The sequence below is a fragment of the Terribacillus jepli genome (assembly GCF_047228925.1).
GTDB lineage: Bacteria > Bacillota > Bacilli > Bacillales > Amphibacillaceae > Terribacillus.
Genome location: NZ_JBFEGH010000008.1, coordinates 20,086 through 46,513 on the forward strand (window position 1 = coordinate 20,086; position 26,428 = coordinate 46,513).

Below are 26,428 nucleotides of genomic sequence, written 5' to 3' on the forward strand. Positions count from 1 at the left end.
CTTACTTCTTCACTGCCATTTGCTGCAATTTATATAATAGATTCATCGCTTCAAGCGGTGTTTGCTCCATCAAATTGATCGATGTGAGCTCTGCCATTACTTTATCCGCTCGACTGTCTTGTTTTCGAATTTCTGTTTCCGGTGCAGGCTCTGCGAAAAATGACAGCTGAACATCCTCCTGCTCTTGTCCAGGATTGGGAACAATTGCCTTTTCACCCTGCCCTTCCAGATCCTTGAGGATATGTGAGGCCCGCTCAATAAGGCTGTCCGGGAGTTTAGCAAGTTTCGCAACATGGATGCCGTAGCTTTCATCTGCCGCTCCTTCACGAATTTGGTGAAGGAAAACGACATTGCCATCATGCTCTTCCGCACGGACATGGACATTACGCAGCTTGCCTAAATTATCCTCCAAAGTAGTTAGCTCGTGATAATGCGTCGAGAATAATGTCTTTGCGTGGATATTATCATGGACATATTCGATGATCGCTTGCGCCAGTGCCATGCCATCATATGTGCTTGTCCCCCTTCCAATCTCATCCAGCAAAATCAGACTCTTGTCGGTTGCATGCTCCAGTGCATGTCTCGACTCCAGCATTTCGACCATGAAGGTGCTCTGGCCGGAGACCAGATCGTCCGCTGCGCCGATGCGCGTAAAGATTTGATCGAAAAGCGGCAGATCAGCGGCTTCACATGGAACAAAACAACCGATTTGTGCCATGATACTCGTCAGAGCTACTTGGCGCATATACGTGCTTTTACCACTCATGTTCGGCCCAGTGATCAGCAAAATATCTGCGTCATTTTTCATCTGCACATCATTTGGTACAAACTCTCCGGATTTCATCACTTTTTCAATGACAGGATGACGGCCTTCCGTAATCGATACGGATCGGTCAAGATTGAATGTCGGACGAGCATAACGCTGTTTTTCACTTACTTCGGCAAAGCTTTGCAAAACGTCCAATTGACTGATTTGATCGGCGAGCTGCTGCAGCGCAGGAATATACGTCTTGACATGATCCCGTATTTCCATGAATAGCGAATACTCGAGATCCACACTTTTCTCCTGTGCTTCCAGAATGAGTGCTTCTTTTTCCTTCAATTCCGGCGTGATGAAACGTTCTGCGTTACTGAGTGTCTGTTTGCGTTCATATTTCCCTTCCGGCAACAGATGCAGATTCGCACGCGTTATCTCGATATAGTAGCCAAACACTTTGTTGTAGCCGACTTTAAGCGATTTGATGCCCGTTTCTTCACGTTCCCGCTGCTCAAGTGCCGCAATCCATTGCTTCCCGTTTCTTGAAGCATCCCGGTACGTATCAAGCTGGTCGTGGAAACCGTCTTTCAGGATGCCGCCTTCCCGGACACTGATCGGCGCATCTTCATGCAAGCTGCTTTCCAAATACGCACACAACTCCGGCAGCGGATTAAGCTCCCGGCCAATGCGCTGGACTTCCTCTTCCTCGAAGCTTGAAAGAACTTGCTTCAATTCAGGGAGCTTTTCCAATGTGCGTTTCAACTGCAACAGATCCCTCGCATTGACGTTTCCGAAAGCGACCCGGCCGGAAAGTCTTTCGATATCATACACGGATTGCAAATGCTGCCGGATTGTATCCCGTTCGAAGAAATGATCAAGAAAGGCTTGGACCAAATCCTGGCGTCTTGTGATTGCTTCTTTTTGCAGCAGCGGGCGCTCCAGCCATTTTTTGAGCATACGCGCCCCCATTGCCGTAACGGTGTCATCAAGCACCCATAGAAGGCTTCCGTGTTTACCCTTCTTCAAAATTGTTTCAGTCAGCTCAAGATTGCGTTTTGAATACATATCCAATGTCATGAAATGTTTGAGCTCCATCACTTGAAGTGGCTTCAGATGATCCAACCCACGCTTTTGCGTCCGTTCCACATAGCTTAATAGCATAGCAAAACATTCTAACAGCCTAGTATCGGTCACATCACCAGTCAACTTTTCCTGTGACATGCTGGTGCCGTTCATTTCCTGATAGGATAACGTGACACCTAGACGAACTCGCAAAGCTTCCTGCAGCTCTGCACTCACCCCTTCGGAAATGACGATTTCCCGTACTGGCTGATTATAAAGCTCACTCAATAAAGCATCAAAGCCGCCTTCCAGCAATGCTGCCCGGTTTTCTCCTGTAGAAAGGTCATGATATACAAGACTGTATGTACTGTCCTCATTTTCTGTTACAGCTGCCAGGTAATTGTTCTCTTTTTCATCAAGCATGCCGTTTTCCATGACTGTACCTGGTGTGATCAGCTGGACCACTTCGCGTTTTACGACACCTTTAGCCGTCTTCGGATCCTCCACTTGTTCACAGATGGCGACTTTGTAGCCACGCGATACAAGTGTCTTTATATAATTATCAGCCGAATGGTACGGAACGCCGCACATCGGCACCTTCTCTTCAACCCCAGCATTCTTGCTCGTCAAGGTGATTTCCAGTTCCTTCGTCGCTTTCAGCGCGTCCTCAAAGAACATTTCATAAAAGTCACCAAGCCTAAAGAAGAGGAATGCATCCTTATAGTCGGCTTTTATTCTTAAATATTGCTGCATCATCGGTGTGTACCCTGCCATTTTCCTACTCCCCTGTTTCATTGCAATTATTCCTATTATAACACAGGTATTTTCCTTGTTTCTTCTGTTACGTCATTCTGAATAATACAAAAAACGAGAGCAGGTGCCCTCGTTTTAATCTTCGTTGTCCTTTTTATCCAAAAAGTCAGGATCCAGATCTTTGAAATCATCTTCAGAAAGCTCATAATCCCATTCTTCTTCTACTTCCTCAACTTCGCATCCATCAGGATTCACTTTTACGCAAAGCTTGGTTTCTCCCACAACTTCCACAAGGAATTCCTTCTCGACTTCGACGAAAATCTTCTGGCCATGCTGCACAATCTTGCATTCCAGGCAATTCGGCTGTTGGATTGCTTTCGCATAAACCTCAACCTCATCATCCAGGCAATTTTCGTCTTTGATGCTCAATTTGACCAATTCCTTGTATTCGACCGTTTCTGAGACAACATCGGTTTTTGAATTATCATTGTAGGAATACCAAACGTTGATATCGTACTTACCGACTACTTCCACCCCTACGTCGCCTTTCTTTTTTGCGTGATAGCGGTGATTGATGATCCAGCAGCCAAGGATGCTGGACGGTTTGTTGTCCGGACGGATATGGTCGATATGCTTGCTGAATTTACGACCACGGCCGATGACCGCTTTCGTGATTATTTCACGGTATGTTTTATCTTGAAAACCCATCTTGCCAAAACCTCCTCTTTTTACATAGTCATGTTATGCAGGGTGTTCACCTATGGTGTCAGAAAATAAATCTTCTGTTCACCACAACTGGACGCTTCTCCATACTATGCAGATGCCTAAAAAGAGGTTATCGAAAACTTGCCGGCTGGGCTCAGGAACGTTATCCAGTTGCTTGTATGCAATTAATGAATGCTATGATACTTTTAAATTGTAAAGATTCCCTAAACGAATACCAATCAAATCGGCAAAAGCCAAACTGGGTCACAATACATTAAGAAGAGGTGAATGGCAATGGCTGATTATGAAGTTATATTACATGCATCGCCTACCTTGGATGAATATATCTCTTTGTGTTCAAGCGTTGGCTGGGAAGATGTCATCAATTTTGAGTTGCAGAAAACTTCGATACGTAATTCCGTTTTTTCCGTAATCGTTAAGGAAAAAGAAAGCATTATAGGAATGGGAAGGATTGTCGGCGATGGTGCTTTTTATTTCTATATTCAGGACATAGTAGTTCACCCCGATCATCAAGGAAAGGGCATAGGGAAAGAAATCTTGAATGCCCTGATGAAATTTCTCGAAAGCAATGCTCCGGATAAAGCTTTTATAGGTTTATTTGCTTCAAATGGAAAAGTTAAGTTTTATGAAAAATATAATCTCAAAGACAATTCACCCAATATGACAGGTATGTTTAAAGTGAATTCTAGATGACAGTATAGAACAAAGAAAAAGAAACGGACTTATTTGTCCGTTTCTTCATCATTGAAGACAGCATGCTCGATATTCTGGCTGATGCTCTGAAGGATATGATTCGTGATGACCTGGGATTCCTTGAATTCCTGAACGACAGGGATACTATCGATTTTCGCCTGCAGCTCATCTATTTCCTTTTCCATTTGCTGCTGCGCTTCCCGTTTGCCATAAGCTTGCAGATTGACAGCCTGCTTCTGTTTCATCTTAATCTGGTTTATATACGTCTGCACCTTCTTATTCTCGTTAAGCTTTGCTTCCAGCTGGTGAAAGTGTTCAACCTCGTCCAGATTGCCCATTTCCTCTGCCAAACTTTCAGCCTGCTTGAGAATCTCGTCGGTGGAATAACTCATTTGATCTGTACCTCCGCTGTTGTTTCTATTAACTCGCCATCGAGTGACCACGTTTTTGCTTTTATGATGCGGACCGGGACGATTTTACCGATCACTGACTTCGGCCCCCTGAAATTGACCAGCTTATTCTTTTCTGTATAACCAGCCAGAACGTCCGGGTTTCGCTTACTTTCTCCGTCGACCAGCACGAGCACTGTTTCCCCTTCATATGCACGCATGGACTTGGCGGCATACTCGTCCACCACTCGATTCAAACGCTGCAGGCGCTCCCGTTTTACCTCAATCGGGATGTTATCCTCCCATTTGGCCGCAGGTGTTCCTTCGCGCGGGGAATAAATATATGTGTAGGCAGCCTCGAAACCAACTTCTTTGACAAGTGATAACGTTTCCTGGAACTGCTCCTCGGTCTCATTCGGAAACCCGACGATGATATCAGTTGTCAGCGTCACATTCGGTATCTTCTGTCTGATCTTATCTACTAGGGTCAGGTATTCTTCCCTTGTATAACGCCGGGCCATTACCCGTAGTATCTCACTGCTGCCCGATTGGACAGGCAAATGGATATGATCAAGGAGATTTTCACCTTTTGCTAGTACTTCTATTAGTTTATCATCAAAGTCACGCGGATGGGAAGTGGTGAAGCGCACACGCGGAATATCAATCTTTCTGATTGCATCCATCAAATCACCGAGTCCGTAATCGATATCCGGTAAATCTTTGCCATACGCGTTCACATTCTGACCAAGCAGCGTAATCTCTTGATAACCCTGCGCCGCAAGCTGCCTTACTTCCTGGATGATATCCTCCGGCCGTCGGCTCCGTTCTTTGCCACGCGTATATGGGACGATGCAATACGTGCAGAATTTATCGCAGCCGTACATGATATTGACCCATGCTTTGATTTTTCCTTTTCTTGCTTTGGGAAGGTTCTCGATGACATCGCCTTCTTTAGACCATACCTCCAATACCATTTCCTTGCTGAATTGTGCCTCTTTCAATAACTGCGGAAGCCGATGGATATTATGTGTCCCGAAAATCAGATCGATATGGCTATGCTTTTTCAAAATCCGATTGACGACCGCTTCCTCCTGGGACATACAGCCGCAAACACCGAGAATCAAATCCGGCTTCTCAAGCTTCAAGGCTTTAAGATGACCGATTTCTCCAAATACTTTATTCTCGGCATTTTCACGGATAGCACAAGTATTAAGGAGTATGACATCCGCATCATTTGTATCCGTAGTAGGTTCATAACCCATTTCCAGAAACAGCCCTGCCATCACTTCGGTATCATGTTCGTTCATTTGGCAGCCGTATGTACGGATGAGGAATTTTTTGTTCCGTCCCGCGTCCTGCATCTCCGGGGGGATCGTGAAATCATAATGAAACTTGACATCTTCCCTGCGCCGTTTTTTTGCCTGCTTCAAGTTCGGCGGCTGGTACGTCGTCTGGAAATATTTTGCGAAATCAGCAGTTGTCTTTTCATGGAGCGGCTTCTCGACCTGATTTGTCTGTTCTGCATTCATCAAACTAACGGATTTACGCTGTTCTTCATTCACTGTTCCCTGCTCCCCCATCCATTGATCGTTTTGTCCATTATACCAATGCTCTCATCAAGGTCCAAGTATTGGAAATAAAAAATCCCGCTATAAGCGGGATTTATCGTGGTTCCACAATCAATTTGATGGCAGTCCGTTCTTCATTATCGATCATGATATCCGTAAATGCCGGGATACAGACCAAATCTACACCGCTCGGGGCAACAAAGCCTCGCGCGATGGCGACAGCTTTCACTGATTGATTGAGTGCTCCTGCTCCGATTGCTTGGATTTCCGCTGAGCCGCGTTCCCTTAATACGTTCGCGAGTGCGCCTGCTACTGAGTTTGGATTGGATTTCGCTGAAACTTTTAGTATATCCAACACTGGTACCTCCTTCGTTTACTGGACTACTTTCCTTTTAACTATATTTCTGCGAGATGATGGATATGCCCATTTCAGGCGATGTCAGAAAAAAGTGCTGCGGTCTGTCCTGGTTTATATCTGTAAACAAAAGACCTAGTGGAGGAGCAGCAAAGATCAATCCATGTACGGGTGGTCATCATTGATCAGGATGCGTTTGATGGAGGAAGCTTTCCCCGTTTGCGGATCCAAATCGATTACTACTCCATTTAATTGTGTTTTACCCTTTTTCGGTACTTCAAAACGTACTGGAAGATTAGTTAAAAATCTCTTGATGACTGCCTCGCGATCCATTCCAAGGATTGCATCATATGGACCAGTCATTCCTGCGTCCGAAATATATGCTGTACCGGAAGGCAAAATGCGTTCATCCGCTGTCTGGGTGTGTGTATGGGTACCGACGACAGCACTGACTCGACCATCGACATACCAGCCGAATGCCTGCTTTTCACTTGTTGCTTCCCCGTGGAAATCGATGAAAATAAGATTCGTCCGTTTTCGCGCTTCCTCGATCAGTCGATCGGCTTCCCGGAACGGATCATCTGCCGGCATCATGAACGTGCGTGCCAGCAAATTGATGATTGCCACTTCGTGCTTGTTCACCTTCACATAAATGATCCCTGAACCAGGAGTTTGCGGCGGCAGATTTGCCGGCCGGACTAGGTATTTTGCATCATCGATGAATTCGAAAATATCCCGCTTATCCCATGTATGGTTGCCCATCGTGATTGCTTGCGCTCCCCATTCCAGGAATTGTTTATAAATACGTTCATTGATTCCTTTACCCTCGGCGCTGTTCTCTCCATTGATGATTGTCAGCTGCGGCTGATAGCGCTGTTTCAGGCGCGGCAAATATTCCTGTACCATTTGACGTCCTGGTTCACCAACGACGTCCCCGATAAATAATAGCTTCATAATCCATTCCTTTCTGCTTACCTACTAGTATCATGAAAAAAAGCGGCACAAGGCCGCTTTCTTATTTAGCATATTCAACTGCGCGTGTTTCCCGGATGACCGTGACTTTGATGTGGCCAGGGTAATCCAGCTCGCTTTCAATGCGTTTCCGGATATCACGAGCAACCTTGACGGATTCCAAGTCGTCGATTTCATCCGGTTTGACCATGATACGGATCTCACGTCCAGCCTGAATTGCGAAGGATTTCTCCACGCCCTGGAAGGATTCTGAAATCTCCTCCAGTTTCTCCAGACGCTTGATATAGTTCTCCAGTGTCTCGCTTCTTGCTCCCGGACGGGCAGCGGAAAGTGCATCGGCTGCAGCGACAAGCACTGCGATAATCGATGTCGCTTCCTCATCCCCATGGTGGGAAGCGATGCTATTGATGACAACTGGATGCTCTTTATATTTGATTGCGAGTTCTTTCCCGATTTCAACGTGGCTGCCTTCGACTTCGTGGTCAATCGCTTTACCGATATCATGCAAAAGACCCGCACGTTTGGCCAAGGTAACATCTTCGCCAAGCTCGGCTGCCAGCAATCCTGATAAGTAAGCGACCTCCGTGGAGTGCTTCAGGACGTTTTGACCGTAACTTGTGCGATACTTCAATCTTCCAAGTATCTTCACAAGATCCGGGTGCAAGCCATGTACGCCGACTTCGAAAGTCGTTTCTTCACCTGTCTCACGAATGTACTCATCGACTTCCCGTCTGGATTTCTCCACCATTTCCTCGATTCGGGCTGGGTGGATGCGTCCATCCTGGACAAGTTTTTCAAGAGCGATTCGTGCGATTTCACGACGGACAGGATCAAAACCGGACAAGATGACCGCTTCAGGTGTATCATCAATTATTAGATCAATTCCCGTAAGCGTCTCTAACGTACGAATGTTACGGCCTTCCCGTCCGATAATGCGTCCTTTCATCTCGTCATTCGGCAAGTTCACGACTGAAACTGTCGTTTCCGCAACATGATCGGCTGCACAGCGTTGAAGTGCAAGGGAAAGAATGCTCTTCGCTTTCTTATCGGCCTCTTCTTTGGCACGATGTTCCGCATCTTTGATCATGACAGCTGCATCGAAGGCAACTTCCTGCTCGACTTTGTCCAGCACGATTTGACGCGCTTCATCGGACGTATAGCCGGAAATCCGCTCCAATTCGAGCTGCTGTTCTTTCACCAAGACTTCCACTTTGCTTTCCAATTCTTCAATTTGTTGTTGTTTTTCAGCTAATGATTGTTCCTTTTTCTCTAACGTAATTTCACGCTTATCAAGCGTATCGCTTTTACGGTCCAGATTTTCTTCTTTCTGCATCAGACGATTATCCTGCTTCTGCAGTTCGAGACGTCGCTCACGTAATTCCTGCTCCGTCTGCTGACGCAGCTGGAAGTTCTCATCCTTCGCTTCGAGAAGCGCTTCTTTCTTAGCCGTTTCCGCATTGCGATGGCCTTCTTCTACTATTTGCTTCGCCAATTCCTCCGCACTGGAGATCTTTTTCTCAGCAATAGATTTGCGAACAAGATAACCAACAACACCACCGACGATTAGAGCAAGCAAAATGGAGATGATCAGGTAAATTAGATCCATGATTTCACCTCCCCTGCTATGAAATTGTACAAACATGTCTGTCGGCATGCACAATGTTTTTCATAAAAAAACTATGGTAACCTTAGAGAAGTATAATAAGAAATAAAATTATACAAGTTAATTTTAATCCTGTGTTCGCATGTTGTCAAGGAAACATGGAAAGTACTAGCAGATTGCCATCTAGACAAAACCTGATTTCACTTTCTAAGTACGAACAATTTAGAATTCCAAGAGATAGAAGGATTCGCTCCGGCAGAATACTGCGGTCATCGTGAAAAAATACTGCTGAATATCGAATGAATACTTCTAATTAAATAAACCGAACTTCAGGGTGAAATCTAATCTGATTTGCCCTGAAGTTCGGTTTTTCAATAAACTACATCACTTTTGTTCATGCTCTATCTTACATATCCAGTGTTTCTTGTTCTTCTGCCTGCGATTCTTCCGGAAGCTTCTTATCTGCATCCAGATTATAATGTTCACGTACAGACATCTGGATTGTAGTGGATAGTTCAGGATTCTCTTTCAGGAATTGCTTCGCATTTTCACGGCCTTGACCGAGACGCTCCTCATTATAGGAATACCAAGCTCCGCTTTTCTGAATGATATCCAAGTCGCTCGCGATATCGATTAGTTCCCCTTCCCTGGAGATCCCTTCTCCGTACATGATATCGACTTCCGCTTGTTTGAAAGGCGGCGCCACTTTGTTTTTCACCACTTTGATTCTCGTTTTGTTACCGACCATGTCATTTCCTTGCTTCAATGTTTCGGCACGGCGTACTTCCAAACGGACAGAGGAATAGAATTTCAACGCGCGTCCGCCTGGTGTCGTTTCCGGATTACCGAACATGACACCGACTTTTTCACGGATCTGGTTGATGAAGATGGCAGTCGTCTTGGACTTGTTGATTGCACCTGATAGTTTACGGAGTGCCTGGGACATCAAACGTGCCTGCAAACCGACGTGGGAATCACCCATTTCCCCTTCAATCTCTGCTTTTGGTACAAGGGCAGCAACAGAGTCGACAACCACGATATCAACTGCTCCGCTGCGCACTAGCGCCTCGGCGATTTCCAATGCTTGTTCCCCTGTATCCGGCTGGGACAGCAAAAGCTCGTCAATGTTGACACCTAGCTTCTCTGCATAAACGGGATCCAATGCGTGCTCTGCATCGATGAAGGCCGCTTGTCCGCCATTGCGCTGCGCTTCTGCAATCGCATGAAGTGCAACAGTCGTCTTACCCGAAGATTCCGGACCATAGATCTCGATGACACGGCCCTTCGGGTATCCGCCGACACCAAGCGCGATGTCAAGGGCAAGGGAGCCGCTGGATACGGTAGAGACCTTTTGTTCCGCTCTTTCGCCCAGTTTCATGATCGAACCTTTACCGAATTGCTTCTCTATTTGTCTCAAAGCCATATCAAGGGCTTGTTTACGTTCACTCAAATGTGTTTCCTCCTTTGGATTATCTATATCTATTTTAACTTGTTTTTTGGGATATAACAAGCAAAAAAGCGAATAAATGTTCCCTTTTTTTGTTTCTACAAAACATGTCAAAATGACAGTCCCCCAAGGCAAAAAGAACATTTATCCGCTTTTAACGATGCTTAAAATATCATTTCAAGTAGTGGAAGAGCAAATCAAAGCCCTTCTTCACCGCCTGCGCCCGCACACCTTGACGCGAACTCCGGATCGACAGCTCGGTTGTACGTGTTTGTTTACCTTTTTCGTGAAGGCTGATGAAGACAGTGCCAGGCTCTTTCCCCTCCGAACCATCCGGACCGGCAACACCGGTGAAACTGATGCCGATATCGGCACCGGATAAGCGCGCTGCATTCTCGGCCATCTCAACGGCACATTGCTCGCTCACAGTGCCTTCTTTCTGGATCGTTTCTTCCTTCACGCCAAGCACGTGCTGTTTCATACTAGGTGCATACGTGACGAAGCTGCCAAGAAAGACCTCGGAAGCGCCGCTCAAAGAAACGAGGGCATCTGCAAACAGTCCGCCTGTCAGGCTTTCTGCACTGGCCAATGTGAACTGCCGTTCTTTAAGCAGCTCAAAAACTTGCTGCTGTACAGAAGTTTCATCGTAGCCATAAAAGTATTGGCCGACGCGCTCCATTACTTCTTTTTCAACAACATCGATCAAACGGTCTGCTTCTTCTCTCGTTTCTGCACGGGCTGTAAGCCGCACAGCAACTTCCCCTTCAGAGGCATATGTTGCAATGGTTGGATTTTCCTGTACCTGAATCAAATCAAGCAAGTCTGTTTCCAGCTGTGATTCCCCGATACCGATGAAATGAAGCAGGCGGGACTGCAAAACAGATTGAAGCTGATATTTCTCCCGCACATAAGGCAGAACATGATCAGACATGATCTGCTTCATTTCACGTGGGACACCTGGCATAAACGCCCACACCACACCATCATGCTCTACAAGCATGCCTGGTGCCATCCCTACTGTATTTTCCAGCACTTTTGCTCCTTCAAACACTCGGGCTTGTTTGTGGTTGTTCTGAGACATTGTGCGGCCCCGCTTGATGAAGAATTCCTTGATACGATCCATGGAAACTTTGTCTTCATGCATTTCCAGACCAGACACAAGCTGGAAGGCTTCCCTTGTCAGATCATCCTCTGTCGGGCCAAGGCCGCCGGTCACAAGGACCAAGTCTGCATCGCGCTGCGCTTTTGCGAAGGACGATTGTACACGAGCAAGATTATCACCTACCACATGATGGTAGAATACGTTGATTCCGTGATCAGCCAGCTGCTTGGAAATCCATTGGGCGTTCGTATTATTGATTTGTCCGATGAGGATCTCGGTTCCTACAGCTATCACTTCTGCATTGATTTGCTTCATATTATTTCGACTCCTTCATGACACTCCAGTTTCTAACAAAGTAGTCGACTCCGGACACGATTGTCAGGATCAGTGCAAGATAAAGGCAAATCGTGGCGAATGGGAAACCAAGATAAGAAAACGGCCAATTATGCAGCAGCAATGCGCTGATAGCAACAATCTGAACCGCCGTTTTCTGCTTACCCATTTTACCTGCTGCCATGACGAGACCTTCTCCTGCTGCAACCAGGCGCAATCCTGTAACAGCAAATTCACGACTGATAATGATGATCGTGATCCAAGCCGGTGCTAAATCTAATTGTACCAATAAAATGAGCGCAGCTGAAACAAGTAGCTTATCCGCGAGCGGATCCAGGAATTTACCAAGGTTTGTTACAAGATTATATTTGCGGGCGTAGTAACCATCCACCCAGTCCGTACATGACGCAATGATGAACAAAATCGCCCCAGCCAAATGGTTCACTGGGAGTGTTGTGTCACCAATATCGAGTGTTCCCCAATCAAATGGGACTGCCAGCAGGATGATGAAGATCGGAATCAGGAAAATTCGGGATAAAGTAATTCTATTAGGTATATTCATGTCTGCCTCCTGTGTATGTATGGTCAAACAAAAGTTAAACCCTTTCCATAGACGTAAAGGGTTTAACTCATATCATTATTTCTGAATATTGACCGTGATGGTCTGCACATCATTATCGATCGGGAAAGTCAATTCCTGACCGTTGATTTCCAATTTAGTCGCTCTTGCAAACCCTGTCTTGATCGACACTGTTTCCAAATCGCTTACGTCCTGCTCTACAGGTTCGCTGCCGGCAGAAATCGTGCCAGTGTATACATTCCCGGCATTATTGCCATCACCGACTTGCAGCCACGCATCCCCATCTTCAGCAGCAAGCTTCAATGTCACTTCATCACCGGCATTCTCCAGTGTATATGTTGTAACCGGGTTGCTGGCAGTGCCTTCTTCGTCCACAGAAAGCTTAGGTTCTGCCTTTTCTTCTTCCTCTTGTGCTTGCTCTTCTTCTGCCGCATCATCAGCTTGCTCCTCGGAATCAGCAGACTGACCAGCATCAGATCCCTGCTCTGTCGATTGATCACTTTCAGGTGATGTCACTTGATCTTCATTCTGCTGATTTTGGGCAGAATTGTTGTCCGTATTATCATCGGAACCACCCGCATAGATGAAAATGACAACAACAATGGCCGCCAATACAAGCAATCCGATGATGATCGAAGATAAATAAGGAATGCCTTTGCGATCCCGGCGGGGAGGTTTGTCATTTTCCTGGGCACGACTGCGTTCCTGACGGGAAGGAGCATCACTCTCTTCTTGTACAGGAGCAGCAGCTGTTTCCTGCGGCTGCTGAGTCTTGGGTTCGAGCACCTCATCCGGATCAAGTCCCACTGTTTGCGCATATTCTTTGATAAATGCACGTGTGTAAAATTCTCCAGGCATCACACTGTGATTATTCTCTTCGATCGCTTTCAGATAACGCTTTTGAATTTTGGTGCGCTGTTGTACATCTTCCAAAGTCATTCCCTTGGATTCTCTTGCTTCCCGGAGCTTTGCACCAATGTCCATTAATACCACCATCCATCTTTAAAATTGCTTATATCTGTCTGAATTCCGGTTCATAGATGATTTGTTCATCATCATGATTCCGAAGTTCAATAATATAATCGAAATCATCCAATGTAAACTCCGTTTCCCGGACGAATATATCTGGATGCTCGATTACTTTTGCTACAGGGAGTCGCATCACTTCGCGTACAAGTTCCCAATGACGCTCACTCGAACGGCTGGTCGATACGATGCCATCGATGATGAAGAGGTTGTCCTCATTGTATTCATCCTGCAGCAACTGGTTCCTTGCAGTTTGCTTTAAAAGGGTGCTGGAGACGAATAGCCAGCGTTTATTAGCACTGACACTGGCAGCGACAATCGATTCTGTCTTCCCGACACGGGGCATCCCACGTATTCCTATTACCTTTGAGCCTTCCTGTTTAAACAATTCTGCCATGAAATCGACAAGAAGGCCGATTTCACTGCGGACAAATCGGAATGTCTTCTTATCGTCCACATCCCGGTGTATATATCTGCCGTGCCGCACAGCAAGCCGGTCGCGAAGCTTCGGTTCCCTGGACTTTGTGATATGTACATGTTCCATTGTCCGCAAAATGGAATGTAGACGGATGATCTGCAGCTCTTTTTCAGCTGAAAGCAGCATCCCGCGCCGTTGGTTCTCCACCCCATTTATCGTCTTGATGTTGATGGATAACATACCGAGCAGGGAAGAGATGTCTCCAAGCAAACCAGGCCGGTCATGCTGGATCTCATATTCCAAATACCATTCCAACGTTTCCATAGAAAAGCCCCTTTACAGGAAAATAGCGTCTGATAACGAAACCTATTCTTACTATAAAGGAAAATAGTAGATTAGAAAAGCCATAACAGGCTGTAGAATAACTATAAAGAAAACCTGCTTCTGTTTAGAAGCAGGTTTCAATGAAGTTGGCTGACCTTTTAGCGAGTATGGCCATTGTCTTGGACAAGCTTTACCATTATGTTGGCAATAGCTTGCTTCTCATCCTTGGAAGCGACTGTCCATAGATCACGAAGGATTTTTTCTTCCGTGTTCTTTGCATCCACTTTCGTCGCCAGATAATCACCGATCTCATATGCAATTCCAGAGACAGTATCATTCTCCATCCCTTTGTCTTGCGCTTGATGCAGACGATCACCCAGGAAATCTTTCCAAGAATCAAAATTATCAAGAACTGACATGGTATCTTCCTCCTTCATTAGCTTGCAGTTTAGCTTTTGACAGAAGGAGGTTCCTTATACACAAAAATATAACTTAATTTTACCAGCCGCCATTCACTGCCAGTGCATGCCCATTCACATAAGAAGCTTTTTCACTAAGCAAGTAGCTGACAGCATCCGCTACCTCGCCTGCTTTTCCAAATCGGTGCATCGGAATTTCATCTGTAATCTGGCGCTTCTCCTCCAGGGAAAGCTGGCTGTTCATGACAGTATCAATCGCGCCGGGAGTCACTGCATTGACACGTACGCCACTAGTTCCGACTTCCTTGGCCAATCCTTTGACGAAACCGATTTGAGCGGCCTTGACACTGGAATAAACAACCTCGAAACTCGCCCCCCTTTCACCCCAAATGGAGGAAATGATGACAATCGCTCCATTTCGGCGGGAAAGCATCGACGGCAGGACGTGCTGGCTGATTCGCCAGGGAGCTTTTACATGGACGCTGAGCAAATCGTCCATCTCTTGATTCGTCATATCCTGGAACATGCCGTAATGTGCCATACCGCCAGCATAAACCAGGTGATCGATCGGGAAGGACAAAAAATCTAAAAGCTTCGATAGGCCTTGATCTGTTGTCAAATCCGCCTGGATCGTCCCAAGCACACTCTCCGGTATCTCGCGGCACAGTGCCCCCATCGCCTGTTCATTCTGATTGTAATGAAGCAATAGCTGATGCCCCTCACTGGCAAGCTGACGGGCGCAAGCAGAGCCGATAGCCCCGCTTGCGCCCGTGATGAAACTGACTTTGCTCATGGTCATGCCTCCTGCGGCAGAATCTGGCAAACGGACAGTCGATCTTCGCTGAACCATTCTTTCAGAAAATCATTCGCATCTCCAGCCGTCAATTTCTCGATCGCTGGTACGATTTCGAATAAATCAACCCCGGCAAGATGATACTGAATGAAGCGATTGGAGACGAACTCCAAGCTGTTCATCGCCCTCAGTATCTGACCGATCGTTTTTTTCTTCATTCGTTCCATTTCTGCTTCCGTGACAGTATGATCTTTCATCCGATGCAGCATTCCTTTGACGGTATCGGCGAATCGATCCGGTTCTTTCGTATTGCCGCCGATGATGGAGAAACCAAAATTCTTCTCCAGACTAGTCTCAAAACTGAAACTGTCATCAATCAGGTCTTCTTTATATAATTCCTCATAATAGACCCCGCTCTTGGAGAAATAATAATCCAACATCATATCAGTCAGCAATTCTTGTTTGAGATAAGCTTCCGGCGATGCATAATCCGTTTTTTCTTTGATGCCAATCATGCATTTCGCCACACTTACCGGCATACGGACTATCTTTTCCTTTTCCGCTACGGTTTGAGGTTCTTCCGGGAAGAAGCGTTCTATCTCGGCAGGCGGAGCAAATGTCTTTCCATTTTGGTTGGTCCGGATGAGTTCCATCATCTTCTCCTGATCGATGTTTCCGGTAACGAATAACGTCATATTCGAAGGGTGGTAGAACGTGTTATAGCAAGTATAAAGATCTTCCTTCGTGATTTCCTGAATCGATTCCACTGTTCCAGCGATATCGATTCTTACTGGATGCGACTGGAACAGGCTTTGGATTGTGCCAAAGAAGGAGCGCCAGTCCGGCTGATCATCATACATACGGATTTCCTGGGCGATGATTCCTTTTTCCTTTTCCACCGATTTATCCGAGAAGTAAGGATCTTGGACGAAATCAAGCAATGTCCTCACATTTTCTTCGATGTTGGAAGTGGCGGAAAACAAATAAGCCGTTTGGGTGAAGGATGTGAATGCATTTGCTGATGCACCTTGTTTCGTGAAATCCTGGAACACATCCCGATCTTCTTTTTCAAAAAGCTTATGTTCCAGAAAATGTGCAATACCTTCTGGTACAGTGATCTTTTCCTTTCCGTCCAGCGGGACAAAAGTTTGATCGATCGACCCATAATTAGTGGAAAATATCGCATACGTTTTTGCCATCTCTGATTTTGGCTGCAAGAATACCTTCAGACCGTTCGGCAATGTTTCTGCATATACTGATTCCTGTAATTGTTCATAGTGCTTCTTATGCATCCTTTTCGGCCTCCTTATTCGTCAGCAGGTATACGGTATCCAGCTGGACTTTTTCTGCCACTTGCAGGACGTCTTCTTTCGTAACCTGCTTGATCGCTTCCAGCATTTTCTCGATCGGTATGTTTTTGTGGCCCACCACTTGCTGGTACAGTGTTTCGATATGCCCAGCCGGGTTGTCGATCGTCTCCAGGATCTGGCTGACGATGAGATCCTTCACTTCCTCGACCTCATTTCCCACGAATTCCCCTGCCTGCATGGCGGCAAGCTGAGCATCGATGATTTCCTTCGCCTTATGGTAGTCTTTCGGGTCGATTCCCGAAAAGACGAATAATAGACCTTTGTGGCTTTCAAAACGTGAAGCTGCATAATAAGCAAGGCTGTGTTTTTCCCTGACATTCCGGAACAGTTTTGAACTCGGGAAGCCGCCGAATAGACCATTGAATACTTGGAGCGCTGCGTAATCAGAGTCATCATATCGAATATTCGTGCGATAACCTAAATGAAGCTTCGCTTGCTGCACATCCTGAGTCTCCACTACTTCCTTGACATCTTCAGCCAATGGATGAACAGCTGCTGCTTTTTCTTCCAATGGCGTTACATCCCGTTCCAGGAATGGTCGGACTGCCTTTTCGGCAAGCTCTTTTTCCACATCCCCTAAAATGTAAATATCCATCTTATCCTGCTTCAGCAGCTGTTTATAATAGTCAAACAGCTTTTGACCGTCCATTGCTTCCAAATCTTCTTCATATCCGTGTACATGCAGGCTGTATGATTCGCCTTTGCACATCTCATCGATAAGCCGCATATTTGCATAGCTCATCTTATCGTCTTTCAACGCTGTCATCTTCTGTCTCAATGTTTGCATTTCACGTGTTGCGATTGATTGTGTAAAGGCGCCATCCTCCACTTTGGGCTCGAATAAAATTTCGCGCAGCAAATCAACTGCTTTTTCGAATAATGGAGTCCGGTCGCTCAGATAATTCTCATTCGCCACGTCGAGGCGGAGCGTAATGATATGCTTTTCGCCTTTCTTCGTTCCTGATATGGACAAGACGGCTCCATATAAATCGTCGAGTTTGATGCGTAATGCGCGTGCATCCGGAAGATTGGCAGTACCCTGCTGCAGCACATACGGAAGCAAAGCCCTTGCCGTTATCGTCTTTCGCTCCAGGGGTGCCTGGAGCTTCACAGCAATGCTGATTGTCTTGTATTTCTTCGTTGGTATAAGATGCAGCGTAGCACCTTTTCCTGTGATGATTTGTTCATCTGCGATTTTCATAAGGAACCTCCCTGACTTCTGTTATGTATAGCTTCTCTAGTTTTGCTTATATATATCCGACAATCCTCGCTATGATTACCATATTAATGAAAAATCGACTAGAAGTAAAAGAATCAGATTGCACAAAAAGACCCGACACTATGTTACGCGTCGGGTCTTTCGTCTTATCGGCTTCCTTTAACGTATGGAACGCCGCTTGCCTTCGGTGCAACGGAACGGCCGATGAATCCCGCCAAAGCAAGGATGGTCAGCACATAAGGTGCAATCAGCAAGTATACTTGAGGTACATTTTCAAGCAATGGAATGGATGATCCGACTACGCTCAATGATTGTGCAAAGCCGAAGAACAAAGCTGCCCCCATTGCACCAAGCGGATTCCACTTGCCGAAAATGACCGCCGCAATTGCCATGAATCCCTGACCAGCAATTGTGGAGACAGAGAAGTTCAAGGAGATTGTCATGGCGAATACAGCACCGCCGAGGCCGGCAAGAGCCCCAGAGATGATAACGCCGATATATCTTGTCGTATATACTTTGATACCATTTGTATCGGCAGCCATCGGATGTTCCCCGACTGCACGGATACGCAATCCGAAAGGTGTCTTATAAAGTACGTACCAGGCAACAAACGATAAGACGATTGCAATATAGGACGTGATGTACATATTGTTGAAGAACATATTACCGATGACTGGAATATCAACCAAGAATGGCACATCTGTCGTATAAATCGGCTGTGAGATGAAATCTGTTTGACCTTTTCCAAAGATCTGTTTGATCATGAAAACACCAAATCCAAGTGCCAGCATGTTGATTGCTACCCCTGTCACCGTCTGGTCGGCACGGAAAGTGATCGTAGCGACAGCGTGAATCAACGAGAACAGCATACCGGCGATGATGGCTACCAGCAAGGAGTACCATGGAGTGGCACCACCTAAAGCATCGGCATAAAGCAGGTTGAACGTAACCGATGAAAAAGCCCCGATGACCATGAGCCCCTCAAGACCGATATTGATGACACCCGAACGCTCACTATATACACCGCCTAATGCGGTGAAAATAAGAGGAGCGGCAAAGAACAGCGTTTGCGGAATAATGGAATATAGGATATCCAGCATTTTATTTTTTCTCCCCTTTTTTCAATTGCAGCAGCGCCCAGCGGATAATGAAACCGGAAGCAACAAAAAGAATGATCAGTGCAATGACGATTTCGATGATTTCATTCGGCACACCAGCTGTGGACATATTGAGCGAGCCCACTTTCAGGAATCCGAACAAGCTAGCCGACAGCACAACACCGAACGGATTGTTTCCGCCCAGAAGCGCTACAGCGATACCATCAAAACCAAGGTTGGAGAATGCTGTATTCGTGAAGGCATTACCAAAGCTTCCAAGACCTTGCATCGCACCGGCAAGACCTGCGAAAACCCCTGAAATCAGCATGGAAACGACGATGTTTCTTCCTACTTTCATCCCCGCATAATTGGACGCATGCTGGTTATACCCTACAGCTTTGAGTTCATAACCCAGTTTCGTGCGCTCCAGGATGATCCACATGACAAGCACCATCAATAAAGCAACGATGAAGCCAAGATGCAGACGTGATCCGGTTAAACCAATCAGAAAATCATTGGTCAGTGAAGCGCTCTGTTTGACTGGCTCCGTCGTTTCCTGATTGTCTGTGAGCACAGAACGGATCAGATAATTCGTTACATGAAGTGCAATATAGTTCATCATGATGCTGACGATAACTTCATGCACACCAAGTTTTGCCTTCAGGATCCCTGGTACGAACGCCCAAAGCGCTCCTGCTGCTGCTGCTGCAAGAAGGGCGAGCGGTAAGTGGATGAAAGCAGGTGCCTCAACAGCGGTGCCTACCCAGGCAGCTGCAATCCAGCCGACTAGTACCTGTCCTTCCGCGCCGATATTGAACAATCCGGTACGGAAAGCAAAAGCGATTGCCAAACCAGTCAAGATATAAGGCGTGATTCGGTTGACTGTTTCAGACATGAAGAATGGGCTGTCAAAGACTCCATTCCATAATGCCTGATAGCCGAGAATCGGATTATAACCGAAAATAAGCATGATGATTGCGCCGGCAGCCAAACCAAGCAAGACCGAGATGATTGGTATGATGAAATTAAACTTTGTGCTGGAAAACATTAGTTTTGCGCCCCTTCTTTCTCAAGCTTCGAACCTGCCATCAATAATCCAAGCTCCTGTTCATTCGTTTCTTTCGGATTTACCGTTGCAATGATTTTCCCATCGAACATGACAGCAATACGATCACTTACATTCAGAATCTCATCCAATTCAAAGGAGACAAGCAGCACAGCTTTTCCTTGGTCACGTTGCTCGATCAATCGCTTATGAATGAATTCGATTGCACCCACGTCAAGCCCGCGTGTCGGCTGAGCTGCGATCAATAAATCCGGATTACGATCAATCTCCCGACCGATGATGGCCTTTTGCTGATTTCCACCGGATAAAGCGCGAGCTTTCGTCAGGTGACTTGGTGTGCGCACATCATACTCTTCGATCAATGCTTTCGCCTTGTCATAAATCCGTTTGAAAGAAAGAATACCGCCTTTTGCGTAAGGCTTTTGGTAATACGTCTGCAGGACGATGTTTTCCCCGACGGAGAAATCAAGCACCAAACCGAGCTTGTGGCGATCCTGCGGTATATGTCCCACACCGCTTTCCGTTATGGCGCGGACAGGCATACTGGTGATATCCCGGTTTTTCAGCATCACTTTTCCAGCCGATTTCTTGCGAAGTCCGGTAATTGCCTCAATTAATTCTGTTTGCCCATTTCCATCTACTCCGGCAATTCCGACAATTTCACCTGCACGGATATCTAGATCCAGATCCTTCACCATGTCCACATGACGGGAATCCTGAACAGTCAGGCCTTTGATGGAGAGAATCGTTTCTTTTGGCTCGGCAGGTTGTTTTTCCGTGGAAAAGCGAATCTCACGGCCTACCATCAAGGAAGCGAGCTCATTCGGATTGGTTTCAGATACTTCAACAGTACCGATACCCTGCCCTTTTCTGATTACTGTACAGCGGTCACAAACTTCCATGATTTCTTTTAGTTTATGGGTGATCAAAATGATGGATTTACCTTCTTTGATCAATGTCCGCAATATGACGATCAATTCCTTGATTTCCTGCGGCGTCAATACAGCCGTCGGTTCATCCAAGATGACAACATTCGCTCCACGGTACAAGGTTTTCAGGATTTCCACCCGCTGCTGCATACCAACGGAAATATCGCTGATTTTCGCTGTGGCATCCACTTGCAAACCGTAGCGGTCTGACAGTTCCTGCACTTCGCGAACCGCTTTTTTCATGTCGATTTTAAGGCCTTTTTTCGGCTCACTGCCGAGAACGATGTTTTGCGCAACTGTGAAGGTGTCAATCAGCATGAAGTGCTGATGCACCATTCCGATACCTAATCTATTGGCAACATTCGGATCATTGATTTCGACTTTCTTTCCGTCTACGCGGATTTCTCCCTTTTCCGGCTGATAAAGACCGAATAAAACGTTCATCAAAGTGGATTTACCAGCGCCATTTTCTCCCAGCAGCGCATGGATTTCTCCTTTTTTCACTTGAAGCGTGATGTTGTCATTGGCGACAATTCCGGGAAATTCTTTGCGAATGTTCAGCATTTCGATTACATAATTCTCCATATTTTACACTCCTTCTCGGAATTACGAACTTTCTTTGATTCTGTTCAAAAAAAAATCGTCAATTGAAGCGGGGAATTGTCTGGTTAAAAGACGCTTCAGTTGATGATTTTTTATAAAAGGCTAGAGTGCGTACTCTAGCCTTCCTGTTTTCTTATAGAGAATCTACATATGCTTTCAGTTCGTCAGCCGTACCCGGAGCAGTTACATCACCATCGATGATCTTTTGCTTCCATTCATCTACAGCTGATTTGATATCGTCTGTGTATGCTTCTGTGTTTGTTTCTGCAATACCGATTCCATCATCTTTCAAACCGAATGATACGATTTCTCCACCAGGGAATTCGCCATCTTTGGAGTCCTGGGCTACTCTAGCCACTGCAACATCAACAGCTTTCAGCATGCTTGTCAATGTCACGTTGTTGTCTCCGATTTGGCCTTCATCATACTGGTCACGGTCAACACCGATTACCCAGTAGTTTCCTTCTGGATCATTGTTTTTCAAGTCTTTTGCTTGGGCGAAAACACCATTACCAGTACCGCCGGCAGAATGATAGATGACATCTACGCCGGAGTTGTACATGTTGGATGCAATCAATTTACCTTTATCAGGTGCACCGAAGGATCCAGCATACTGTACATCCACTTCGATATCTTTATTGACTGATTTCGCACCAGCTACGTATCCTGCTTCAAACTTCTTGATCAATTCACTTTCTTCTCCACCAACGAAGCCGATTTTACCGGATTCGGACTTTGTCGCGGCAGCTACACCTGCAAGGAAAGAGCCTTGCTGCTCTTCGAACACGATGCTCGCTACATTATCTTTTTCTACGACGGAGTCAATGATGGCAAAATGCGTTTCTTTGTTCTGATCAGCAACCTTACCGATATCCTCTGCAAGCTTGAACCCGACACCAAAAATCAGATCCGTGTTGGATTGCACAAGGCGATTCAAGTTTGCTGCATAATCAGATGCACTGTTTGATTGAAGGTAATCATAGCCTTCTTTCTCTTTTAGGTCATTGTCTTCTCCGAACTTTGTAAGACCTTCCCAAGCGGATTGGTTGAATGATTTATCATCGATACCGCCAGTATCGGTAACCATTGCTGTTTTGAAGCTGTCATCGCTTCCGCCTTGCCCTGAGCTGCTGCCTGATCCGCATGCACTAAGCACGACGCCAACAACAAGGATCAAACCTAAAAGTACTGCATAACGACGCATTTTCAAGATAGAAACCCCCAAATATAGATTGATAGCTAAGTTGAAGCATGATACATAATTAGTAGATTATTAGGTCATAATTACTACATTTGCTTCACTCGAACATAATATAACATCTTTTTTACAGAAAATAAATACTTATTTTACAAAAAACACGAATATTTTCGATTTATTTGGGGTGATTCAACTAGATTTTGATGCTTTTCATAAAAACTATGCCCTACGAAAGTTTGTCCTCTGTCGACTTCGATACTAGCACTTGCCGCGGCTTGCTTCCTTCATAAGGTCCTACGACACCGCGTTCTTCCATCGCATCTATCAAACGGGCTGCCCTTGTATAGCCGATGCGGAACCTGCGCTGCAGCATGGATACGCTGGCACTCTGCATATCCGTCACGAGAAAGACGGCATCATGATATAATTCATCCTCGACTTCAGATTGTACATCCTGTTCTTCCTCCGGGATCATATCGGTCTGATATTGTGCTTTCTGCTGCTGGATACAATGATTGACAACTTTCTCCACTTCTTCATCCGATAGAAAGGCACCTTGGATTCGAGTTGGCTTGGAAGTGCCGACTGGAACGAAAAGCATATCCCCCCGTCCGAGCAGCTTCTCGGCACCCCCGCTGTCAAGGATCGTCCGGGAATCGATCTGGGAACTTACGCTAAAGGCAATCCGGGATGGAATGTTTGCCTTGATGACACCGGTAATGACATCGACAGATGGACGCTGCGTGGCGATGATCAAATGGATTCCTGCAGCACGTGCCATCTGTGCCAGTCTTGTGATGGCATCCTCCACTTCACTGGAAGCAACCATCATCAAGTCGGCAAGCTCATCTACTAATACGACAATGAATGGCAGGAAAGGCTGTTCTTCCTCACTCTGTTCATTTTGCTTTTTGATATAGGCATTGTAACCTTCGATATTTCTCGTACCGGAATCGGAGAACAGATCGTATCGTCGCTCCATTTCCGCTACAACTTTTTTCAAGGCTCTTGATGCTTTTTTTGGATCTGTCACAACAGGCGTCAGCAGATGCGGAATACCGTTATACACATTCAGCTCCACTTTTTTCGGATCGATCATCATCATCTTGACTTCATGTGGTTTCGCCTGCATGAGGATGCTTGTGATGATGCCGTTGATGCACACACTTTTACCGCTTCCGGTAGCACCTGCCACAAGAAGGTGGGGCATTTTGTTCAATTCGGCCACGACCGACTCTCCGGAAATGTCACGACCAAGCGCGAAGCTTAACTTGGAACCAGCCTTCATCTGATTATTATCGAGCACTTCCCGCAAAGATACGCTTGCGACTTCCTTATTCGGCACCTCGATACCGACTGCCGATTTGCCTGGTATCGGTGCTTCGATCCGGATATCCTTGGCTGCAAGTGCCAGGGCCAGGTCATCGTGGAGATTTACAATCTTGCTCACCTTCACCCCGGTATCCGGATACACTTCATACTTCGTCACGGCCGGACCGACATGAACCTTGCTTACCTTTGCTTTGACGCCAAAGCTCTGGAATGTCTGTTCGAGCTTGCGTGCGACAGCCTGTATTTGGGAGCGTTCCTGTTTCTGACTGTTTTTCTTCGGCTGTTTCAGCAATGAGATGCTAGGCAGCTGATAATCTCTGTTTTCCAGCTCGGAGGCTGGCAGCGCCTCTTTCTCATCAGCTGGCTCTTCTTCCACCTCTTTAGGCGGTGCCTCTTGTTTAGGCTCGATGATTTCCGGTTCCGGATCTGCATATGCAATATTCGTGAAGTCCTGGATGATCGGTTCTTCGTGAACCGGTTCTGCTTCCGCTGCTTCTTCTTTCTCAGCCAACACTGGCTTGCGTTTTGGCTTTACTCGCGGGCGTTCTGTCCTTTTACGCTCCTTGTTCTCCGAAAGCTTGTCTTTCATCTTAGCCGAAGATGCACTTGCCCCTTTTTTCACGGCATCGACCATTTTTTGGACGACAGAAGAAAGGGATGTATTGCTTAAAATCAGTATCCCGATGACTACAAGGAAGAAGGCGATGATCTTGGCACCTGTCGCTGAAAGCAGATAATAACTCAACGCGAAAAGGATAGCTCCTATCATCCCACCTCCTAAAGCGGCAGGATCGATCGTATCTTGTATATATGCTAAAAAGTAGTTCCAAGTCGTTTTGATGATGGAGGGCTGTTCCACTTGACTCAGCTTGTCCTCAAATGCTTGGATATGGGTAAACAGCAGGATACCAGCAGTGATAAGATACAGCCCGATCAGCTTCTTATGAAGCAGATTCGGTTTTTTGCATCGTGCCATCAAATAGATGCCCACTCCGCCCATAAAAACAGCAAGCAGGAAATACCAGCTTCCGAAGAAGAAGCGGAATATATGCTCAAGCGCATTAGGTATGGCCCCATCACTGATGGCTCCCGCTCCACTGCCGAACACTGCCAGAAATACCAATAACAGTCCGATTACTTCATAGCTCATCACTTGCTTGAACTTGGTTTGACGTTTTTTTGTTTTTCGTTTAGCCATTGTAGCTTAATCTCCTTGTTTTACATTGCTTATGTACTTCTTTAGATGTAAAGAAAACCCCTGCCAACGACAAGGGTTTTCTATTTCATGCATCAATTTGCCATCCTAATCAGTATAACACAGGATACAAAAAGACGAACATACGTATTCATTTATAAAGAGAATAACTTCCCGGGGGCACAGTTTTCATCCAGGAAATCAGCTGGATCGGTCGATAGTAACTGATGGACACGATACATGCCGTTACCCAGATGCTCAGCCTGAACCGTCCTCCCCCTGTATTGCATAACTTGATGAGAATCAAATTGTGTCGTCTCGGCAGGGAAGATATCCTCGGCTGCAAGGGGTGTATATAAAATCATTGCAATTCCCCATTCAGGGCTGCTTTTCGCTGATCCATCAATTCATTCAGCTTCTTCATCGCATGCTCCACACCGCCGACTTCATGGATCAGCCCAAAAGAAACTGCATCGGTTCCGACCACGTTTGTACCAATATCACGTGTCAGATTACCTTTGGCAAACATGAGCTCTTTGAATTTATCCTCTGTAATCGAAGAATGGGAGGTGACGAAGCTGATGACCCGATCCTGCATCTTATCCAAGTATTCAAAGGTTTGCGGTACACCGATGACGAGTCCGGTCAGTCGGATCGGATGGATCGTCATCGTCGCGGTCGGTACGATGAAACTGTAATCCGTACTCACAGCAATCGGTGCCCCGATCGAATGCCCGCCTCCAAGGACGATGGAGACAGAAGGCTTGGAAAGTGAAGCAATCATCTCCGATATGGCAAGCCCTGCTTCCACATCTCCTCCGACTGTATTCATCAGTACTATCAATCCCTCTATCTTCGGATTCTGTTCGATTGCAATCAATTGAGGGATGACATGCTCATATTTCGTCGTTTTATTTTGCGGAGGCAGCTGCATATGCCCTTCAATCTGACCGATGATGGACAGCACATGAACATGGGAGTCAGGTGCCTGGGCAACCGATGTCTGTCCGAGCTGCTGAATTTTTTCAAGGATGGATTTCCCGCCGGATTCTTCGTTTTCATTCTCTTGATTATCATTACGTTCCTTTGCCATTTTCCT

The 26,428-nt window shown here is 46.1% G+C and carries 24 protein-coding genes; 1 reads left to right on the top strand and 23 read right to left on the bottom strand.

Annotated elements, in window-relative coordinates; all coding sequences use genetic code 11:
• Position 1: 1 nt before the first annotated feature.
• On the bottom strand, positions 2-2,593 hold the full coding sequence (mutS, locus tag AB1K91_RS10355) for a DNA mismatch repair protein MutS (protein WP_413089783.1): 2,592 nt from the start codon (positions 2,591-2,593) through the stop codon (positions 2-4).
• A gap of 114 nt (positions 2,594-2,707) precedes the next feature.
• Positions 2,708-3,280: an outer spore coat protein CotE gene (gene cotE, locus AB1K91_RS10360; protein WP_413089784.1), complete on the bottom strand. Its 573-nt coding sequence runs from the start codon at positions 3,278-3,280 to the stop codon at positions 2,708-2,710.
• Between the two features lie 291 nt (positions 3,281-3,571).
• Here cotE and AB1K91_RS10365 point away from each other — a divergent pair, with 291 nt between their 5' ends.
• A complete protein-coding gene (locus AB1K91_RS10365) occupies positions 3,572-3,991 on the top strand; it encodes a GNAT family N-acetyltransferase (protein WP_413089785.1) in 420 nt (139 codons plus the stop codon).
• Positions 3,992-4,020: 29 nt separating this feature from the next.
• Here the strand turns inward: AB1K91_RS10365 and AB1K91_RS10370 are convergent, their stop codons facing one another.
• The 21 genes from AB1K91_RS10370 to AB1K91_RS10470 form a co-directional block, all read right to left on the bottom strand.
• Positions 4,021-4,383: a YlbF/YmcA family competence regulator gene (locus tag AB1K91_RS10370; RefSeq protein ID WP_413089786.1), complete on the bottom strand. Its 363-nt coding sequence runs from the start codon at positions 4,381-4,383 to the stop codon at positions 4,021-4,023.
• Entirely contained in the window at positions 4,380-5,942 is a 1,563-nt protein-coding gene (gene miaB, locus AB1K91_RS10375) for a tRNA (N6-isopentenyl adenosine(37)-C2)-methylthiotransferase MiaB (protein ID WP_413089787.1), read from the bottom strand. The genes AB1K91_RS10370 and miaB overlap by 4 nt, the downstream gene beginning before the upstream one ends.
• Before the next feature lie 100 nt (positions 5,943-6,042).
• A complete protein-coding gene (locus AB1K91_RS10380; RefSeq protein ID WP_093726526.1) occupies positions 6,043-6,303 on the bottom strand; it encodes a stage V sporulation protein S in 261 nt (86 codons plus the stop codon).
• Between the two features lie 156 nt (positions 6,304-6,459).
• Positions 6,460-7,257, bottom strand: coding sequence for a TIGR00282 family metallophosphoesterase (locus AB1K91_RS10385; protein ID WP_413089788.1), 798 nt, complete (start codon positions 7,255-7,257; stop codon positions 6,460-6,462).
• Positions 7,258-7,318: 61 nt separating this feature from the next.
• Positions 7,319-8,881, bottom strand: a complete 1,563-nt coding sequence (gene rny / locus AB1K91_RS10390) for a ribonuclease Y (RefSeq protein WP_413089789.1) — start codon at positions 8,879-8,881, stop codon at positions 7,319-7,321.
• Positions 8,882-9,284: 403 nt separating this feature from the next.
• Positions 9,285-10,328: a recombinase RecA gene (recA, locus tag AB1K91_RS10395; RefSeq protein ID WP_413089790.1), complete on the bottom strand. Its 1,044-nt coding sequence runs from the start codon at positions 10,326-10,328 to the stop codon at positions 9,285-9,287.
• A 169-nt stretch (positions 10,329-10,497) separates the two neighbouring features.
• The gene (locus AB1K91_RS10400) at positions 10,498-11,742 is read right to left on the bottom strand and encodes a competence/damage-inducible protein A (protein ID WP_413089791.1); all 1,245 of its coding nucleotides are present in this window, start codon (positions 11,740-11,742) and stop codon (positions 10,498-10,500) included.
• Position 11,743: 1 nt separating this feature from the next.
• Positions 11,744-12,322, bottom strand: coding sequence for a CDP-diacylglycerol--glycerol-3-phosphate 3-phosphatidyltransferase (gene pgsA / locus AB1K91_RS10405; RefSeq protein WP_413089792.1), 579 nt, complete (start codon positions 12,320-12,322; stop codon positions 11,744-11,746).
• Positions 12,323-12,397: 75 nt separating this feature from the next.
• Positions 12,398-13,324 (bottom strand): RodZ domain-containing protein, encoded by a 927-nt coding sequence (locus AB1K91_RS10410; RefSeq protein WP_413089793.1) that lies wholly within the window; start codon positions 13,322-13,324, stop codon positions 12,398-12,400.
• Positions 13,325-13,352: 28 nt separating this feature from the next.
• On the bottom strand, positions 13,353-14,108 hold the full coding sequence (locus AB1K91_RS10415) for a DUF3388 domain-containing protein (RefSeq protein ID WP_413089794.1): 756 nt from the start codon (positions 14,106-14,108) through the stop codon (positions 13,353-13,355).
• Positions 14,109-14,266: 158 nt separating this feature from the next.
• Complete coding sequence (locus AB1K91_RS10420; RefSeq protein WP_413089795.1) at positions 14,267-14,527, bottom strand: DUF3243 domain-containing protein; 261 nt, start codon at positions 14,525-14,527, stop codon at positions 14,267-14,269.
• Positions 14,528-14,606: 79 nt separating this feature from the next.
• On the bottom strand, positions 14,607-15,320 hold the full coding sequence (gene ymfI / locus AB1K91_RS10425) for an elongation factor P 5-aminopentanone reductase (RefSeq protein ID WP_413089796.1): 714 nt from the start codon (positions 15,318-15,320) through the stop codon (positions 14,607-14,609).
• Positions 15,321-15,322: 2 nt separating this feature from the next.
• Complete coding sequence (gene yfmH / locus AB1K91_RS10430) at positions 15,323-16,612, bottom strand: EF-P 5-aminopentanol modification-associated protein YfmH (protein WP_413089797.1); 1,290 nt, start codon at positions 16,610-16,612, stop codon at positions 15,323-15,325.
• The gene (gene yfmF, locus AB1K91_RS10435) at positions 16,605-17,891 is read right to left on the bottom strand and encodes an EF-P 5-aminopentanol modification-associated protein YfmF (protein WP_413089798.1); all 1,287 of its coding nucleotides are present in this window, start codon (positions 17,889-17,891) and stop codon (positions 16,605-16,607) included. Before yfmF ends, yfmH begins: the two co-directional genes overlap by 8 nt.
• Before the next feature lie 164 nt (positions 17,892-18,055).
• Positions 18,056-19,009, bottom strand: coding sequence for an ABC transporter permease (locus AB1K91_RS10440; RefSeq protein WP_413089799.1), 954 nt, complete (start codon positions 19,007-19,009; stop codon positions 18,056-18,058).
• Between the two features lies 1 nt (position 19,010).
• Complete coding sequence (locus tag AB1K91_RS10445; protein WP_413089800.1) at positions 19,011-20,054, bottom strand: ABC transporter permease; 1,044 nt, start codon at positions 20,052-20,054, stop codon at positions 19,011-19,013.
• Entirely contained in the window at positions 20,054-21,586 is a 1,533-nt protein-coding gene (locus AB1K91_RS10450; RefSeq protein WP_413089801.1) for an ABC transporter ATP-binding protein, read from the bottom strand. Before AB1K91_RS10450 ends, AB1K91_RS10445 begins: the two co-directional genes overlap by 1 nt.
• A gap of 151 nt (positions 21,587-21,737) precedes the next feature.
• Positions 21,738-22,808: a BMP family lipoprotein gene (locus AB1K91_RS10455; protein ID WP_413089897.1), complete on the bottom strand. Its 1,071-nt coding sequence runs from the start codon at positions 22,806-22,808 to the stop codon at positions 21,738-21,740.
• Positions 22,809-23,028: 220 nt separating this feature from the next.
• Positions 23,029-25,332, bottom strand: coding sequence for an FtsK/SpoIIIE family DNA translocase (locus tag AB1K91_RS10460; RefSeq protein WP_413089802.1), 2,304 nt, complete (start codon positions 25,330-25,332; stop codon positions 23,029-23,031).
• Positions 25,333-25,484: 152 nt separating this feature from the next.
• Positions 25,485-25,694 (bottom strand): YlzJ-like family protein, encoded by a 210-nt coding sequence (locus tag AB1K91_RS10465; RefSeq protein WP_093726543.1) that lies wholly within the window; start codon positions 25,692-25,694, stop codon positions 25,485-25,487.
• Complete coding sequence (locus tag AB1K91_RS10470; RefSeq protein ID WP_413089803.1) at positions 25,691-26,422, bottom strand: ClpP family protease; 732 nt, start codon at positions 26,420-26,422, stop codon at positions 25,691-25,693. Before AB1K91_RS10470 ends, AB1K91_RS10465 begins: the two co-directional genes overlap by 4 nt.
• Between the last annotated feature and the right edge of the window lie 6 nt (positions 26,423-26,428).